This is a genomic window from Curtobacterium sp. MCBD17_034, from assembly GCF_003234515.1.
Taxonomy (GTDB): Bacteria; Actinomycetota; Actinomycetes; order Actinomycetales; family Microbacteriaceae; genus Curtobacterium.
Window position 1 is genome coordinate 653,942 of record NZ_QKTN01000001.1, and the last position, 15,702, is coordinate 669,643.

Below are 15,702 nucleotides of genomic sequence, written 5' to 3' on the forward strand. Positions count from 1 at the left end.
GGATCCGGGGTGGCGTCGAGCACGCGGCATGGCACAGGGGCCCCTGTCGTACTCGAACGACACGGTGTCTGTCACGCACGAGTTCGTCATCCTGGCGCACCGGAGATGCATCCTTCAGGAGGTGCTGGTGAGCGCCCGACGCGAACGCAGCACGACTTCCGGCAGCCCGATGGGCGCATCGCGGCTGTACTCCATCGTCCGGGACGCGCGTCAGCTGGAGTTGAAGGCCCTGGCCCAGAGCCCGGTTGTCTGGACGACTGGCATCACCTATCTCGGGATGGGTCTCAGCGTGCTGTCCGCGCCAGCACTCGCTCACGCCCTCGGTGCGACGGGTCGGGGTGAGCTCGCGGCCACCTTCGTCGTCGTTCAGCTCCTTGCGTGGATGGCGTTCCTGGGGGTGCCTCGGGGAGCCGCCGTCGAGGAGAAGGCGCAGCTCGTCACGCCGCGGCGCTCCTACCTCGTGATGACCGTGCTCGGTGTGGCCGCGACCGCTATGGGTTACTTCTCGGCTCCCGTGCTGTACGGGGACACTCCCGTTGTCGAGGTCTACGTCCGTATCGCCTCGCTGACGCTGCTCGCAACGGGGTTCGCGCAGTTCGGGGGAGAGCGGCTCCTGCTCGAGCAGCGGATGTGGAGCTGGAACGCGATCCGTGCAGCGACGCTCGTTCTGCCGTCGTTGCTGATCGTCGTGCTCTACGTCATCGGTCATCTCACGCTCGCGAATGCGTTCCTCGCGACCCTCTCCGGCCAAGCGATCGCCACGCTGCTCGGTGCGGCTTTCGCGTTTCCCACCCGGCGTCGGGCGGGCGTCTCCCGTCGGCTGCCCTGGAAGTTCTCCACCCATTACTGGCTGGCCTCGGCCTTCGACAGTCTCGGTGCCCGATTCGACCAGCTGGCCCTCGGTGCTTTCGTCGCTCCCGCCCACCTCGGCATCTACGCTGTCGCCGTCACCTGCTCATCCGCGTCAGGAGCGTTGACGCAGGCATTGAACAACGCCGGATTCGCGACCTTCTTCGGCGAAGAAGGGCGAGGCAACCTCCGGACCAGGGCCTTGATGGGCTTCGCCAGCTCGGTCGCGTCCGGCGTGCTCATCGTCGCCGTGACGGTTCTCTTCTGGCGCGCGTTGTTCGGGGCGGGTTACGAGGAGTTGCCCGCGGTCACGGCAATCCTGGTCGTGTTCCAACTGCTGAACGACCAGTGGCAGCTCCGGGTTTTCTTCGACTCGGCGGCTCAGAACGGCGTCCGTCTCGTCGTGGCCTCGGCGATCGCATTCGTGGTCATGCTCGCGGGGATTCTCATCCTCCATGGGACGGGGCATCTCGACGAATTGAGCATGGCCTGCGTGATGGCAGTGATGGCGGGGGTGAGGTTGAGTGCACGTTCAAGTGGAATCGGAAGAGCCGCGGCGGCTGGTCGTGGTCGCGCATGACCTCGGTCCCTGGGGAGGGCAGGAACGCGCGCTGGAGGAGTTCGCGCTGAAAGCGGTCGACCAGGGCTACGACGTGCAGGTCGTGGCGTTCCGGGCCTCGGCGGAGGTCTCGGAAGCTGCCACCGTTCACCGTGTTCCTCGCATTCCCGGCCCCTTCGTCCTCCGCTTCCTCTGGTTCTGGGCGTTGTCGACCGCCCGGATACGGACGGCCGCATCTGTGGGGCCCGCCGTGGTACTCGCATGCGGTGCGATCACACCGGCGTCGGTGGATGGCGTGTGGATGCACTTCTGGCACGCCGAGCACCTTCGATCAGTGGGTTGGTTCTGCTCCTGGCCGGGCAGCGCCCTGCGATTCGGGTCGCAATCGATCGCTCGTGCTGCGGCATGGCTCGCGGAGCTCTACGTCCTGCATCTCGGAAGTAGGACGGCGGTTCTCGTGGCGGTGAGTCACTCGGAGGCGCGAGCCTTGAGCAAGCGCTATCGACACCGTGATGTCGAGGTCCTTCCGAACCCCGTCCGGACGACGGTGGCGGGATCCCGGGTACGTCAGAACGATCAGGACGAGCGGGTCGTCGTGTTCCTCGGCGGTGAGTGGGGGCGAAAGGGGTTGGCGTTCGCAGCTCGGTGCCTCGGTGCCTCGAGTCGTCAGATCGGTGCTCCGGTAGCACTGAAGGTATTCGGGGCAGGGAGCCGACGAGAGATCGCCCGCTTGCGGCGGATCGCTGGGCTCCGCGTCGAGCACGCTGCTTGGACGAGTGACCCGGTGTCTGAACTCCTTGCTGCAGACGCGTTCATCCTCGCGAGTCGCTACGAGACGTTCAGCATGGCAGGACACGAGGCTCTCGCAGCTGGGCTTCCCGTGATCACGACTGAGGTGCACGGCTTGGCAGACGCAGTTCGCGAGACCGGTTGCGGCGTGGTGGCGGACCGTTCCGTCGAGGCCTTCACGAGGGCGTTGACTGCGGTCCTCTCTGCTGACCGCGGCGATTCATCTGAACGGGCTCGCCGTTACATCGAGGACCACTTCTCATCGGCTGCGGTTGATCGGGCGCGGGACGAACTCCTCGAGAAGCTCTGGAGTAGACGCATTGTTTGAGATGAGACGAGTAGCACCCCTGGCGGTCACCACGGTGCTGGTCATCGGAACGACCTCGGCCTTCGCCTTCCCGTCCCTGGGTGCAGGCCCCGCACTCGTTGTGCTGGCTCTGCTACTCGTCGCCTTGGCGGTGCGGAACCCAACGACCGGTGCCGTGTCGGCGATCGTCATCGGAGTCTCCAGCGGATTCTGGCGGCGCCTCATCGAATGGTGGGATCCGAAGAGCCTCCTGACCGATCAGATCGTGCTGCTGCCCACACTGCTGATCGTCGCAGCGATCGCGGGATCGCGGGAAGTTCGGGTGGCGCGGAGCCCGCTCGCGCTCAAGTTGATGCTCTGCGCCGGCGTGCTGGGCGCAATCAACCCCTTGGGAGCCGGCCTCGCTAGCAATTTCCTGACCGGCGCCTTGCTCCTGTCCTTCGTCGCGGCGTTCCTCCTCGGGAGGACCCGGAGTGTGAACCTCACGACAGTGATCAGATCAGTGCTCCTCATCGCGACGCTCAACTCGGTCTACATGCTGGCGCAGGTCCTGTGGGGACTCCGACCGTGGGACGAGCGTTGGGTGCGATACGACGGATACGCGTCCCTGTACGTGGGCGTGAACGAAGTCCGGCCGCTCGGGCTGGCGAGTAGCGCGGCGGAGAGCGCTCTCCTCGCGGCGTTGGGATTCGTCCTCGCCGCGTCCTGCCTCATCCTGGGCTTGACTCGGTGGCGTGGCCTCGTCGCGGTGGTGGCAGCAGTGTGTCTCGTCGCCACGGTTGCCAGCGGTACCCGTACCTTCCTGATCCTCGCCCTCGTGTCCGTTGCTTTCGCCGTGGCGGTTCGTGGCAGGTACTTCCTCGTACGCCTACTGGTCGCCTTGTCGGTCGTCGCTGTGGGGGCAGTCACGTTCTCACGCGATCTGGTCGGAGTCGCCGGGGGCGGCGCGGCTCACTCGCTCGCTCTCATCAGCGGTAGCGATCAAGTCAGTGACACCACTGCGCCCGTGCACGTTCAGCTCCTCGTGTCCGGCCTCATGAACGGGTTGCGTTCGATCATTGGGACGGGCTTCGGTCAGCTGGGGCAGCTCACCGGCAACTCCGCGAATGCCGAGGTGGACATCGCGAACATCTCGTTGGCCGCCGGAATACTCGGCGTCGTAGCGCTCATCGCCGTCTACGGCCGCGCGCTCGTGGCAGCCGTCACGGCGATGCGGGGGCGCGACCGACTCAGACTCCTCTTGGCGCTGTGCTTGGTCGCATCGATCGGGCAATGGCTGACCGTGGGGTTCTACGGGATGACCGCGTGCTTGTGGCTGTTCATGGGGGCGCTCACCGACCAAGGGATGAAGGCAGGGAATGACGGCACCGACTTGGTTGATCGTGGGCAAGGACATCTCGAGCGAGACGAGCGGGGGCCTAAACTCCTACGTCCGCGGCCTCTCCGAGGCGGTGCGCGGGAGTGGCCGCGGCCTGCGATTGCTCCTCGTCGCGCGCGGCCCCATCAAGCCTGAGACGGACACCAGCCTCATCCGTGGTGGCGCTGCAGTTCGGATCTGGCGGTTCTTCCTAGCCGGCTATCGAAGCGGGCCGGTGGATGTCCTGAACGTCCATTTCGCGATGTACGCGGCCCCATTCCTCGTCGGCCATGCTGCGTCACGAGCGCTGCGGAGGCGACCGAGGACCAAGGTCGTGTTCAACTACCACGGACCCTGGGCGCTGGAGGCGGAGGTCGCGGGGAGCAGGAGCAGGCTCAAGCTGAGCCTCATGCGCACGATGGAACGGGCCTGTGGTCGGATGGCCGACCAGATCGTGGTCCTGAGCAACGAGTTCGCGCGCGGCGCGGTGGAGCACCTCCGTGTGGTGCCCGAGAAGGTGCATCGTGTCGCGCCCGGCCTCGACGAGCGATTCGCTGGGCGGGCGACCGCGCATGCGGAGCGCCCGGAGGTCCATTTGGTGTGCGTCCGTCGATTGACGCGTCGCATGGGGCACCTGCGACTCCTGGAGGCGCTCGAGCAAGTCGACTTCCTCGCGGACGGCCGCCCGGTCGTCCTGCACGTCGTCGGTGGTGGTGAGCAGGAGGGCGCGATTGAGCACTGGGTCACGGAGCATGAGCGCCAGGCGAATGTCGTGCTGCACGGCCGGGTTCCAGACGACGAGCTGCTCGCTGTCGTCGATGCGTCCGACGTGGCCGTGGTCCCGACAGAATCCCTGGAAGGTTTCGGTTTGGTCGTGATCGAGGCGATGGCTCGGGGATTGCCCGTCATCTCGACCGGTCAGGGGGGCCTGAGGGAAGCGATGGGCCCGTGGGCGAGGGCGCCGTATCTGTTCGATCTCGGCGATCCCGTCCAGCTCAGCGCGGCGATACGTGCCGCTGCTGCGGCTGACCCAGCAGAGCGGTCAGCCCTCCGGGAATACGCGCTGGGATTTTCGTGGTCCCATGTCGTGCGCGAGATCGAGGAGATCGCGGGATGTCGGTGAAGGGGGTGCTCTACTGCCACAGCTCAGCAGACGGTGGAGCCGAACTCGCCGCGCCGCTCTTGGCGAAGTCACTGGATCTGGCGCTCTGGGTACGAGGCGACGGTGCGCTACCGGAGCGCGCGTCCCGGCTCGGCATCAGCGTCCGACGTTTCCGAAGCACGGCGGATTCTCGCCAGCGATCCCTCCTTCAGAGCCTCGTGGCTGTGCTCCAGCTCGCGTACGTGCAGATCGAGGTGTTCAGGGTCCTGCGGCGGGAACGACCCGAGGTCGTCTTGTCGAACAGCGTGCAGGGCATGTTGCATCTCGCGGTCCCGTGCAAGCTCGCGCGCGTGCCGTTGGTGTGTTACGTCCGTGACCTCGGAGCGGGAGGCAATCGCCCTGCCTCGCTCACACGTGTGCTCCGTATGCTCATGCGCTACTTCGCCGTTGACCGCGTGTTCAACAGCGAGCTGACTCGTCGGAGTTGGCGAGTGGCGGGCATCGTGGTACCCACCGCGGTCGAGGACCGTTTCTACTCGGTGGATCGTGCTCCCGCCGATGCGCCTGAAGTGCTCATGCTGGGTCGCATCGCTCGGTGGAAAGGACAGGACCTCGCGATCGAGGCGGTGAACGAGGTGACAGCTGCCGTGCCCGGCGTGCGGATGGTGATCGCCGGCGATGCCGAGTTCGGCGATGAGTTTCCCCTCCCGCGGGCGGAGTTCCCTCTCGAGATGCGGGGACACGTCGTCGAGGTCGAGGCTCTCTTTCGAAGCGCATGGGTCCTCGTCCATGCAAGTCGTACTCCAGAGCCGTTCGGTCAGGTACTCGCGCAGGCTGCGGCGGCTGGAGTACCCATCGTCTGCAGCGACGAAGGCGGGCAGTTCGACTGGCTCATCCCCGATGATTCTTGCGTGGCCGTCGATGTCCGCGATACTCGTGCCTTCGGGGCTGCGATCGCCTCGACACTGCTCGATGCCGATCGCGCGTCGGTGATGGCTCGTCAAGCTCGTGTCGCGAGTGGGCGTTTCCGTGCCCCTGCCGTGTACGAGCCGATCAAAACGCTGCTGGAAGGGCTGCGCTCGTGAGTCGTATCTCCCTCATCATTCCCTCGGTCGGTCGACCGGAATCGCTCCGGCGGGCCTTGGCGGCCGCGCAACGGCTTCAGCCTCCGGCGCACGAGGTCATCGTGGTCGCCAGAAAGGACGACGAGAAGACACTCGCCGTCGCGAGCCAGTTCGATGCGTCGGTCGTCACGGTGGAACGGCCCGGGCTCGCGTGGGCGATGCGAGCTGGTGCCATCGCGGCGAGTGGCGAGGTGGTTGCGTTCACAGACGACGATGCAGAAGTCCACCCGGACTGGAGCGCGCGGCTCCTTCGCCATTTCGAGGACGGCAGCGTCGGCGGGGTGGGCGGACGTGACCTGATCGACGCTGACCTGGAGGGTGTGCAGGAAGCAACAGCAACGTCAGCCATGACCGCACGCATCGGTCGATCCGGTCGCGTCGTCGGTGATCATCACCTTGCCGTCGGGGCGGCGCGAGAGGTCGATCACTTGAAGGGAGTGAATTGTAGTTTCCGGCGTGAACCGTTCCTCCGGGTCGACATCGTGGACGCGCTCGCCGGAAGCGGCGCCCAGGCAAGGAACGACTTCCTGTACAGCCTGGGCGTTGCGGCGCAGGGTTACCGGCTGGTTCTCGACCCCGAGGTTCTCGTCGATCATCATCCGGCCCCACGGCTCTCCGGCGACGATCGGGCGGCCAGCGTCGAGAAGGTGTTCGAGGCGGCGTTCAACGAACGCTTGGGGTTCCGCTTCTTCCGCCGAGAGGGTTCACTCCGCAACGCTTTGTTCCTGGCAGTGATCGGATACCCGCACGCGCCCGGACTGGCTCGCTTGGCTCGTGGAGCGCGGCTGCGGCTCGTGACCTCCACCCTGCATGGGATAGCGGCTGCCAACCGCATTCGCTCGCCCCAGAGGAACGAGGGCATGGTGAACTCGCCGTCACTTGCCATCGTGCCCAGCTGCGAGACGTTCGAGGACCACTTCTCGGCGCTTGGCGTCACGGCTGGCGACCTGGCGAACGGACGGTACCGAGGAACCTGGATCACGCAGTACGCGGAGCTCCTCCGGTCGCGCGGCACCGACGTCACGCTCGTCGTCCCGGGTGCAACACCCGCGAGACTGAAGGGCTCCCTCATGGATGTCTGGGTCGTGCCGGTGCTTCCGCTCCGTCGAGTCATCCCTCCGAGGCTCCGTCGTTGGAAGCTCCGGGAGCTCTTGAGCTATCTGCAAGGACGGCGACTCGCCCGCGACGTCCAGGGGTTTGATCGCGTGTACGCACAGGAGTACGCCTATCCGCGCTTCGGCGGCTTGATGTCCGAGCTGCCGGACGACAAGCTCATCGGCGCGCACCACGGCACTCCCGTGGCAGCCGCGCCTCGATGGCTGGTGCAGCGCATCGCACGAGGGTCGAACCTCCTCACCACATTGACGAAACAGGAGCGAGAGTCGGTCCGTTCGGTCCGAAGCGGTTCGACCGTGGACCGGGTCGTGTGGGCGCCGAATTGGGTATCGGACACCTTCATCAACTCGGAAGAAGAGCGCGTTGCGGGTAGCGCGATCTGGGTGGGACGCTTCGACGAGCGCGTCAAGGGTCTCGACACGTTGTTGCGTGCCTGGGAGGACTCCGCGACGAGCGGTTGGACGCTCACGATGGTCGGAACCGGGCCGGATCACGACCGCATACGCAATCGCGTGGAAGCGTCCGCGAACTTGCGCGATCGCGTGACGCTCACGGGCCGAATCGATGACCCATCGCAACTCGCTGGCCTGGTCGCGCGCGCCGAGGTCTTCGTCAACGCGTCAGTCAAGGAGGGATTGCCCATCGCCGTACTCGAAGCGATGGGAGCTGGCACGAAGCTCGTGCTGTCGGACTTGCCGTACGTTCGTTCCGAGCTGGCCGAAGCGTCCGTGGAGGCATTTCCGCCCGGCGATGTGACCGGCCTCCTCGAAGCTCTCGCCCGCGCGTTCGACCGACCTCTGAACGACGACGCCAACCGAGCTCTGATCCGCCACCAGTTCTCCATTACGAGCGCCGGAACGCGAGTAGTCGACCTGCTCCAAGGTCGCGAGTACCAAGGATGAGCGTCGTTTTCACACGAGTCGTGCCGAGCTTTCCTTCTTCAGGTCGATCGTCTCTTCGATGATCTCCTGCAGCCTGCGGAGGAAGTTCTCGACGGAAAAGCGATCGGCGTGCCGTCGAACCGCCGATGCGTCCCAGTGCACTGGGAATTCCTGAACCGCACTCTTGATGGAGGCCGTGTCCTGGTTTTCGATGAACAGACCGGAGACGCCCTCCGCGGTCGAGTCCAGGAAGCCCCCGGCCCTGAGGACGAGTACCGGTGTTCCGAAGGCGTTGGCCTCGAGCGGCGTCAGGCCGAAGTCCTCGTGTGAGACCGAGATCAGGGCGCGTCCGTTCGCGTACAACCAACGGAGGGTTGCATCGCTGACCCGACCCACAGCTCGGACATTCGGTGGTAGCGGCTGCTCGACAGTACCGACGACCACCAACCGTTCCTCGGGGAGCTCGGAGAAAGCGTCGATCAGCCGAGAGGTGCCCTTGTATCCCCGGTCGCGGCTGACGGTGAGGAAGTAACCCGGTTCCAACCCGTCGACGGGCGTCACCGGACCTGTGATGTCGATGCTCACTGGCGGGAACAGGATTTGCGGTTCCAATCCGTAAGCTTCGCGTACTCGCTGAGCCACGCTCGTCGAATTGACCACGTAGGCGTCCGCGCGTGACGCCTGCCGGCGATCCCACCGCCGGAGCGGAGCCGCGATCAGTCCTAACACCACACGAGCGAGTGCGCCGTGGCCCTCGAGGTAGTCCTCCGCCTGGTACAACCAACGGGCAGGGTTGTGGCAATAGACGATCTTGGCTGTCCCCGGTCGAACCGGCAGCGCGTGCGCCCAGCCCGCAGAACTGCAGACCACGGCCTCGGCGGCGACGGGAGTCATCCTCGACCACAGGACCGCCAGCAGTGGAAGCGCTCGCCGCGGATCACTGCGGAAGAACGCAATCCGGCTCAGCAACGTGTCCTGTACACCGACTTCCCGGAATTCCTCGAACGTCGTCGTCGGATCGTAGACGGAGGTGATGATGGGAGTCGAGGAGAGTCCGCTCGCAATTGTCAGAGCGACTCTCTCAGCGCCACCCCGCTGGGTGAGGTAATCGTGAGCGACGCGGATGCGCATCGTCGAATGCTATCGGGGGCGGTGCAGAGACGAGGCCGCCTTGCCGGACCGATCGACAACGCGAGTGCCCTTCCGCATCTGCGTAGGATGAGCGCATGTCCGACCCCCGCGAGGCGCACGTCGCGTCAAGCGCGGAGCCGTCGCGGTCGAGACGTCCACTTCGTATCGCAGTCACGGCTCTGGTGGCGATCGTCGTTCTCTCCTTCGTCTGGGTCGGCGTTCGCGGATTCCTTGCCGAACGCGACCTGAGGACGTCGATGTCGCTCGTATCGGAGATCAAAGCAGACGTCGCGAGTGGCAAAGGGGAGCAGGCGAAGAGCGCAGCCGAACAGCTGGAGCAGCGCGCTGCCAGCGCAAGCCGACTCACCAGCGATCCCATTTGGCGCACATATGAGCATGCGCCGTTCCTCGGTAGCAATCTCCGCGCAATACGCCAGATCGCGGCGATCACTGACGCTGTGGCGACAGGAGCTGTTCGGCCAGCGGTTTCCGTGCTGTCCGGGTTCAACGCAGCGTCACTGGCCCCCAAGTCCGGGAAGGTGGACCTGAGCCCGCTCGTCAAAGCGCAGGAGCCGATCACGAAAGCCGCCGGGTCGCTCAGAGGCGCGCTTCGCAGCGCCGATGCGATCGACGCCGGCCGGACGATCAGCCCAGTGGAGTCTGCGGTGGATCAACTGCGAACGGCACTGCAGTCAGCATCCGAAGAAGCTGCGGCTGCAGATCATGTCGTTCGGCTCGCGCCCGACATGCTCGGCGCCGCCGGACCGAAGCGATATCTGCTGCTGTTCGAGAACAACGCGGAGCTGCGGTCGGGCGGCGGAATCCCGGGCGCGGTGGCACTGCTGCACACTGACGACGGGGCGATCTCCTTGGAGCGGCAAGCGTCCTCTTCCGACTTCCCGAAGGCCGCGTCGCCGGTGCTACCGCTCCCAGTGGATGCGCAGGGGCTGTACGGCGCCATCACCGGCGAGTACATCCAGGACGTGACGCTGACACCGCGCTTCTCGACCTCGGCGAAGCTGGTCAGAGCGATGTGGAAGCAGAAGTACGGTGAAGACGTAGACGGGGTCTTGTCCCTCGACCCGGTGACGCTCGGGTACATCCTCAAGGCGACCGGGCCTGTCACGCTCCCGACCGGTGACACCCTTAGTTCGTCGAACGCGGTCCCGCTGTTGCTCAGCCAGGTGTACGCGCGCTACCCGGACAACGCCGAACAGGATGAGTTCTTCGCCGCGGCCGCTGTCGGGGTGTTCGAGAAGATCGCAACCGGCGCATTCGACCCGTCGGCACTGGTCGCCGCACTCACCCGAGGAGCCGACGAGGGGCGAGTCAAACTCTGGAGCGAGGATGCGCATCAGGAGCAGATCGTCAAGCAGACGCCTGTCTCCGGTGCTCTGCCGGCGAGCGACGACTCCACTGCTCGCTTCGGCGTCTACCTCAACGACGCCACCGGCGCGAAGATGGACTACTACCTCACGAAGCAGATCGCCGTGGGGAGCAAGGTCTGCCGCGCCGATGGTCGCCCGACCTGGACCGTGCAGGTCACCCTGAAGAACACGGCGCCAGCGGACGCCGCCACGAGCCTTCCCCGGTATGTGACCGGTGGTGGGGACTTCGGCGTGTCGCCGGGCAACGTCGGAACGAACGTCGCGATCTACGCCCCCAGAACGGGGGTGTTCCTGAGCGCGTCACAGGACGGCAAGGCGGCCAGCCCCCAGACTGCGCTCGACGGCAGGTACCCGGTCGTGCAGATCCCAACTCTGCTCTCACCAGGGCAAAGCACCACGCTGACGGTGCAGTTCCTCGGGCCGAAGGCGGCAGCGGGCCACACGGTCGCGGCGGAATCGACCCCGGGCGTTCACCAAACTGTTACGCGACCCGTGGACGTCACCTGTGAAAGCCGATAGTTTGATGGAACTTCGCTAATCGAGCGTCCTGCGAGAGGTCAGGCCGCCGTCGCGTTCGAACTAGGGGATCACTCATGAAGAAGACAATCGCGGCGCTGGTGCTCGCCGGCGCAGCCGTCATGGCCGCTCCGATGGCCGCCAACGCCGAGGGCTACGTGCCCGCCAGCAACGTCAGTGTGTCGGGCTCTGTCGTCGCCGGTGGTACGACCATCATCAACTTCGCGCCGGGCTCCTTCGCCGACTCGGAGAACGTCACCATCTCCGTCACGGGTGCCGGTGCCGTCACGATCGGCGCGCTGCCGACGCAGACCGTCACCGCGGTCCGCCAGGCGTCCGCGACTGGTTCGCTCAACGCGCCGATCACGCTGCCCCGCGGTGCCTCGGGCACCTACGAGGTCACCGCGACCGGCGTGACGTCCGGCAACATCGCGACCACGGCCCTCACCGTCGTTCCGGCGGCCGCCACGGGCACGGGCGCCACGGTCACCGCGACCAGCACCGGCCTCGCCTTCACGGGTTCGACCGTCCCGACCCTCCTGGTCTGGAGCGCCGGTGGCGCGGTCGTCCTCGGTGGCGCGCTCGTCGGCGTCACGGCGGCCACGCGTCGTCAGCGCAAGAACGTCTGACACCCAGCACCACACCGAAGCCCCCGAGCCTGCTGGCTCGGGGGCTTCGTCGTTCCGGGACGGCGGACCGACGCCGTCGAACGCAGGCGGAGGCGCGCGCCCGGTGCTTCAGCCGAGCTGCCGCGCGCCCGCCCGCCGCCGCAGCCGTGCCAGGACGACGATGCCCACCAGGGTCCCGAGCAACGCCCCGGCCGTGTTCGACAGGACGTCGTCGACGGAGCCGGTCCGCTCGGGCAGGAGCACCGACTGCACGACCTCGATGAACGCACTCGCCACGAACCCGATGGCCACCGGCAGCCACCAGCGCCGCACGCCGATGAGCAGGGCGACGAGGATCCCGAGCGGCACGAAGTACACGATGTTCGCCGTGAACTCGACGGCGGCGTAGCCGATCCACTGCGGTGTCTCGTGCCGGTGTAACCAGTCGAGCACCCGGAACAGGAACCCGTCACTGCCGGCGTCGACGGGGGAGCCGTGGAACGCGATGAGCATGACGGCCACGACGTACAGGACCATCAGGGCGAGGGCGATCCATCGGCTCCGACCCGTGGGCCCCTCGGTCTCGTGGCCGCGCAGGGCGGCGAGCGACCGCGCCGCCAGGTCCACGAGGACCCCGAACGCCAGGCCGACGACGCAGCCCAGCGCCACGGAGATCGCGTGGGTGCCGGACAGCAACCGGAACGCGGCACCCAGCAGCACGACGAGCAGGACGACCACGGCGGCCAGGGCCCACGCGGCGCGGGCACCCAGGCGGGGCAGGAGCACCCGGGCGGCGATCGGCAGCGGCGCCACGACGAGCGACACGGCCATCGCGGCGACGAACCCGCGGTCGAGCTGGAGCGTCCCGTGCCCGACCGACTGCACGGCGAGCAGGACGCGGACCGCGTCTGCTTCGAGCCGCTGCCGGGCGGCACCGCCGATGAGCACGAACGCGCCACTGGCGAGCGCGTACACGACCAGGAGCACGGCGGCGGCCCCCACCACGAACGGGCGTCGTGCTGTCATGCCGAGCAACGCTACCGGGCGGTCGACGGCCCATCCTGGAGGCGCCCCCACCGCGGCCTGAACGGTTCCGTCTCCCCGGACCGGCGTGCGCACATGCATCGCGCCTAGGGTTCGCGCATGTCCGCCAGACCGCGCTCACGACCCAGCTCACCCATCCGCCCGCGCGGCTCGAACGGCCGCGCCAAGTTCCGCTGGTGGCAGTGGACGCTCGTCGCCGCGCTCGCGGTGGTGGTCGTGGTGCTCGTGGTGGTGGCGCTCACCCGGTGATGGTGGGCTACGCGACCGGCTCGATGAGCTGCGGCCCGGCGTTCCGCACGCTGTTCACCGCGCGGGAGACCTCGTACTGCACCAGGTCGTGCGCGACCTCGTGCGATTCGCGGTCGAGCAGCGCCAGGAGCTGGTCGGGCGACAGGGTGTCGTCGAGCCAGGCGTCGTAGCTGTCCGGGGTCAGGAACGCGGGCATGCGGTCGTGGACCTCGCCGGGGGCGACGTGGGCGTCGCGGGTGATGATCGCCATCGACAGGCGCCACTTGTCCGGGTCGCCCTCGGGCTTGGTCGGGTCCGGCCAGGCGCTCACGACGCCGGCCATCGCCAGGGCGCCGTCGGGCTGGTGGATGTAGTGGGGCTCCTTGCCGGTCTCGGTCAGGACCCACTCGTAGTACCCCTGCGCCGGGACGATGCAGCGGTTGCCCGCGAACGCCCTGCGGAACATGCCCGAGGTCGCGACGGTCTCGATCCGGGCGTTGATCGGCTGGGGCCGCTGCTTCCGGAAGTCCTTGGCCCACGACGGCACGAACCCCCAGTGCACGTCGGGCATCGCCCGCTCGCCGCGGAACTGCCGGACCGCCTGCACGTCGTCCGTCGGGGCGATGTTGTAGTTCTCGACGAGCCCGGTGCTGACGACGCCCGTGTCCTCGTCGACGTGCTCGGTGCGGGACGCGAGCTCACCCACGAGCTCGGGCAACAGGTCAGCGGTGGTGTCGGAGACGACGAATCGGCCACACATGCGACCAGTGTGCCCGAGCGCAGCCAGTGTGCTCGAGTCTGGGCGCGCTCACCGGACAAGGGCAGCGCGCTACCAGATCGGTGTCATATGCTCGCGCATCCGGCACGTTCCTGATGTGCTGGTACCGGCGCGGACCCCGACGTGCCGTCCACGATCCCGAGAGGTACCCGCCTCGTGACCAACGAACACCCCGACGTCCGTCGTCCCTCCGCGCACCACCTCGACGAGGCGGAGCAGGCGGCCGAGGCCGAGCGCGCCATCGCCATCCGCGAGGAATCCGAGCGCGCCGAGGCCGGCCACGCCGGCGAGGCCGCGCTCGTCGTCCCCGTGCCCGAGGAGGACGACGACGACCTCGACGCCGAACTCGCCCCGAGCGGTCCGTCGATCGCCGGGCTCCTCGCCTCTCCCACCCCTCGGACCGCGCAGGCATCCGCCGTGTCGGTGGCGCGGCCGGGCGACGGCGGTGTCCTCCACGATCCCGACCTGCTCGCCGCACCGAATCGCGCCAACGCCCGTCGTGCGACGCGCCGGAACGTGCTCATCGCCTCCATCGGGTTCGTCGTGCTCGGGCTGGTGCTGCTCGTCATCGCGGCGCCGACGCACGCACCGATCTCCGTGCCGATCGTGCTCATCGTCGCCGGACTGCTCGGTGCGGCCCTGTCGCTCGTGCTCCGCCGCGACAGCCGGGAGGACCGGGAGCCGTCCCACGGATCGGCCGAGGGCCGGCGCTGACGCTGAGTCGCCGGGTCGGGCCTCCCGGTCGTGTCCCCGCGGCACCCGGAGCGCGCCGTTCCGGCGCGGTCAGACCACCGAGAACCCGTCCGGGAGCGACCCGCGCCCGGTCAGGGCCAGGAGGACCGCCTCGCCGTCGCCGCGCGCGTTGCCGGCCGACACGGCCAGGACCGCGCACGACTCCACCGCGTCCGGCGGGGGCGCGCACGGCACCTCGATCGCGCGTGCGAGGTCGATCGTGTGCACCACGAGCTCGAACACCCGCGTACGCAGGTACTCCTCGAGCGGGATCCCCATCCCGCCGATCGACACGGCACGGTCCGGGGGAGCCGCCTCGATCGCGGCCTTCGCGCGGGCCAGGGCGTCCGTGATCCGCAGGAGCTGCTCGTCCCCGAGCCAGATCCCCGCAGCGATCCCGCGCTGCGTCACGGCGTTCGAGTCCGTGAACTGCTCGTAGACGGTGGCGTAGTACAGCGCCGCGGTCGGGATCGTCACCTCGGCCGGGGGCTCGAGGTGCAGGTACTGCTCGACCGTCAGGAGCGCGCGCGTGGTGTGCCCGACCAGGCTCCGCACGGTCCACTCGCCCAGTGCCGGTCGCTCCCACGCGTCGTGGGGGACCTGCGCGACGACGGCCACGAAGGCATCGGCGGAGGAACTGAACTGGGCAACGCTGCTCATCATCACATCGTGGCCGCTCCTTGCGGTGTGCGTCCACCGGATACACGTCAGCGACCGTCCAGTCCCGTGGTGTGAGGTGGGGTGCATGACCCTTGACATCACGTACACCGCGATCGCCCACGCCACGGGCGGCGGTCGCGACGGACACGTCCGGAGCGAGGACGACCGCCTCGACTTCGACACCCGCCCGCCCACGGAGATGGGTGGCAACGGCGAGGGCACCAACCCCGAGCAGCTGTTCGCCGCCGGGTACTCGGCCTGCTTCCTCGGCGCCTACCACCTGGTCGGCAAGCGGCTCGGCGTCGACACCACCGACGCCTCCGTGTCGGCCAGCGTGAGCATCGGCGACAACGGCGAGGGCGGGTTCGGCCTGGCCGTCGAGCTCGACATCTACGCCCCGAACGTGCCGGCGGACCGTCGGCAGGAGGTCGCCGAGGCCGCGCACCAGGTGTGCCCGTACTCGAACGCGACGCGCGGCAACGTCGAGGTCACGCTCTCGCTCGTCGACTGATCGTCGGCGAGCAGCGCCGAAC

General features: G+C 67.7%; 15 protein-coding genes. 11 read left to right on the forward strand and 4 right to left on the reverse strand.

All coding sequences use genetic code 11. The features are described 5' to 3' along the window. Positions 1-28: 28 nt before the first annotated feature. The 6 genes from DEI92_RS03150 to DEI92_RS03170 all read left to right on the forward strand — a co-directional run bounded on the left by DEI92_RS03150 (position 29) and on the right by DEI92_RS03170 (position 8,105). Complete coding sequence (locus tag DEI92_RS03150) at positions 29-1,429, forward strand: lipopolysaccharide biosynthesis protein (protein WP_111012284.1); 1,401 nt, start codon at positions 29-31, stop codon at positions 1,427-1,429. Continuing rightward, the gene (locus DEI92_RS03155) at positions 1,386-2,525 is read left to right on the forward strand and encodes a glycosyltransferase family 4 protein (RefSeq protein ID WP_181434608.1); all 1,140 of its coding nucleotides are present in this window, start codon (positions 1,386-1,388) and stop codon (positions 2,523-2,525) included. The genes DEI92_RS03150 and DEI92_RS03155 overlap by 44 nt, the downstream gene beginning before the upstream one ends. 154 nt (positions 2,526-2,679) lie before the next feature. Continuing rightward, on the forward strand, positions 2,680-4,017 hold the full coding sequence (locus DEI92_RS16785; protein WP_258369996.1) for a hypothetical protein: 1,338 nt from the start codon (positions 2,680-2,682) through the stop codon (positions 4,015-4,017). After that, a complete protein-coding gene (locus DEI92_RS03160; RefSeq protein ID WP_258370052.1) occupies positions 3,956-4,984 on the forward strand; it encodes a glycosyltransferase family 4 protein in 1,029 nt (342 codons plus the stop codon). The genes DEI92_RS16785 and DEI92_RS03160 overlap by 62 nt, the downstream gene beginning before the upstream one ends. After that, on the forward strand, positions 4,975-6,048 hold the full coding sequence (locus DEI92_RS03165) for a glycosyltransferase (RefSeq protein WP_111012424.1): 1,074 nt from the start codon (positions 4,975-4,977) through the stop codon (positions 6,046-6,048). Before DEI92_RS03160 ends, DEI92_RS03165 begins: the two co-directional genes overlap by 10 nt. Next, on the forward strand, positions 6,045-8,105 hold the full coding sequence (locus DEI92_RS03170) for a glycosyltransferase (protein WP_181434610.1): 2,061 nt from the start codon (positions 6,045-6,047) through the stop codon (positions 8,103-8,105). The genes DEI92_RS03165 and DEI92_RS03170 overlap by 4 nt, the downstream gene beginning before the upstream one ends. Positions 8,106-8,114: 9 nt before the next feature. On the opposite strand, the gene DEI92_RS03175 is transcribed toward DEI92_RS03170, so the two are convergent. Beyond that, complete coding sequence (locus tag DEI92_RS03175; RefSeq protein WP_111012288.1) at positions 8,115-9,215, reverse strand: glycosyltransferase; 1,101 nt, start codon at positions 9,213-9,215, stop codon at positions 8,115-8,117. A gap of 95 nt (positions 9,216-9,310) precedes the next feature. On the opposite strand from DEI92_RS03175, the gene DEI92_RS03180 reads away from it, so the two are divergent. Continuing rightward, complete coding sequence (locus DEI92_RS03180) at positions 9,311-11,122, forward strand: DUF4012 domain-containing protein (protein WP_111012289.1); 1,812 nt, start codon at positions 9,311-9,313, stop codon at positions 11,120-11,122. A gap of 74 nt (positions 11,123-11,196) precedes the next feature. Beyond that, positions 11,197-11,748, forward strand: coding sequence for a sortase (locus DEI92_RS03185; RefSeq protein ID WP_111011291.1), 552 nt, complete (start codon positions 11,197-11,199; stop codon positions 11,746-11,748). 108 nt (positions 11,749-11,856) lie between these two features. On the opposite strand, the gene DEI92_RS03190 is transcribed toward DEI92_RS03185, so the two are convergent. Continuing rightward, positions 11,857-12,753, reverse strand: a complete 897-nt coding sequence (locus DEI92_RS03190; protein WP_111012290.1) for a VanZ family protein — start codon at positions 12,751-12,753, stop codon at positions 11,857-11,859. 117 nt (positions 12,754-12,870) lie between these two features. On the opposite strand from DEI92_RS03190, the gene DEI92_RS16450 reads away from it, so the two are divergent. Further along, positions 12,871-13,020 carry a hypothetical protein gene (locus DEI92_RS16450; protein ID WP_181434611.1) on the forward strand — a complete coding sequence of 50 codons (150 nt, stop codon included), beginning with the start codon at positions 12,871-12,873 and terminating at the stop codon, positions 13,018-13,020. 7 nt (positions 13,021-13,027) lie between these two features. On the opposite strand, the gene DEI92_RS03195 is transcribed toward DEI92_RS16450, so the two are convergent. Then, positions 13,028-13,759 carry an SOS response-associated peptidase gene (locus DEI92_RS03195; RefSeq protein ID WP_111012291.1) on the reverse strand — a complete coding sequence of 244 codons (732 nt, stop codon included), beginning with the start codon at positions 13,757-13,759 and terminating at the stop codon, positions 13,028-13,030. Positions 13,760-13,933: 174 nt separating this feature from the next. Between DEI92_RS03195 and DEI92_RS03200 the strand changes: the two genes are divergently transcribed. Beyond that, positions 13,934-14,491: a DUF3040 domain-containing protein gene (locus tag DEI92_RS03200; RefSeq protein WP_181434612.1), complete on the forward strand. Its 558-nt coding sequence runs from the start codon at positions 13,934-13,936 to the stop codon at positions 14,489-14,491. Between the two features lie 69 nt (positions 14,492-14,560). Here DEI92_RS03200 and DEI92_RS03205 read toward each other — a convergent pair whose 3' ends face one another. After that, positions 14,561-15,169 carry a maleylpyruvate isomerase family mycothiol-dependent enzyme gene (locus DEI92_RS03205; protein ID WP_181434613.1) on the reverse strand — a complete coding sequence of 203 codons (609 nt, stop codon included), beginning with the start codon at positions 15,167-15,169 and terminating at the stop codon, positions 14,561-14,563. Between the two features lie 85 nt (positions 15,170-15,254). Here DEI92_RS03205 and DEI92_RS03210 point away from each other — a divergent pair, with 85 nt between their 5' ends. Further along, positions 15,255-15,680: an organic hydroperoxide resistance protein gene (locus DEI92_RS03210; RefSeq protein WP_111011329.1), complete on the forward strand. Its 426-nt coding sequence runs from the start codon at positions 15,255-15,257 to the stop codon at positions 15,678-15,680. The last annotated feature ends 22 nt before the right edge of the window (positions 15,681-15,702 follow it).

Coding starts and splice junctions, on each gene's coding strand:
- DEI92_RS03150 (WP_111012284.1), top strand. CDS start 29: ATGGCACAGGGGCCCCTGTCGTACTCGAACGACACGGTGTCTGTCACG.
- DEI92_RS03165 (WP_111012424.1), top strand. CDS start 4,975: ATGTCGGTGAAGGGGGTGCTCTACTGCCACAGCTCAGCAGACGGTGGA.
- DEI92_RS03175 (WP_111012288.1), bottom strand. CDS start 9,215: ATGCGCATCCGCGTCGCTCACGATTACCTCACCCAGCGGGGTGGCGCT.
- DEI92_RS03180 (WP_111012289.1), top strand. CDS start 9,311: ATGTCCGACCCCCGCGAGGCGCACGTCGCGTCAAGCGCGGAGCCGTCG.
- DEI92_RS03185 (WP_111011291.1), top strand. CDS start 11,197: ATGAAGAAGACAATCGCGGCGCTGGTGCTCGCCGGCGCAGCCGTCATG.
- DEI92_RS03190 (WP_111012290.1), bottom strand. CDS start 12,753: ATGACAGCACGACGCCCGTTCGTGGTGGGGGCCGCCGCCGTGCTCCTG.
- DEI92_RS16450 (WP_181434611.1), top strand. CDS start 12,871: ATGTCCGCCAGACCGCGCTCACGACCCAGCTCACCCATCCGCCCGCGC.
- DEI92_RS03195 (WP_111012291.1), bottom strand. CDS start 13,759: ATGTGTGGCCGATTCGTCGTCTCCGACACCACCGCTGACCTGTTGCCC.
- DEI92_RS03205 (WP_181434613.1), bottom strand. CDS start 15,169: ATGAGCAGCGTTGCCCAGTTCAGTTCCTCCGCCGATGCCTTCGTGGCC.
- DEI92_RS03210 (WP_111011329.1), top strand. CDS start 15,255: ATGACCCTTGACATCACGTACACCGCGATCGCCCACGCCACGGGCGGC.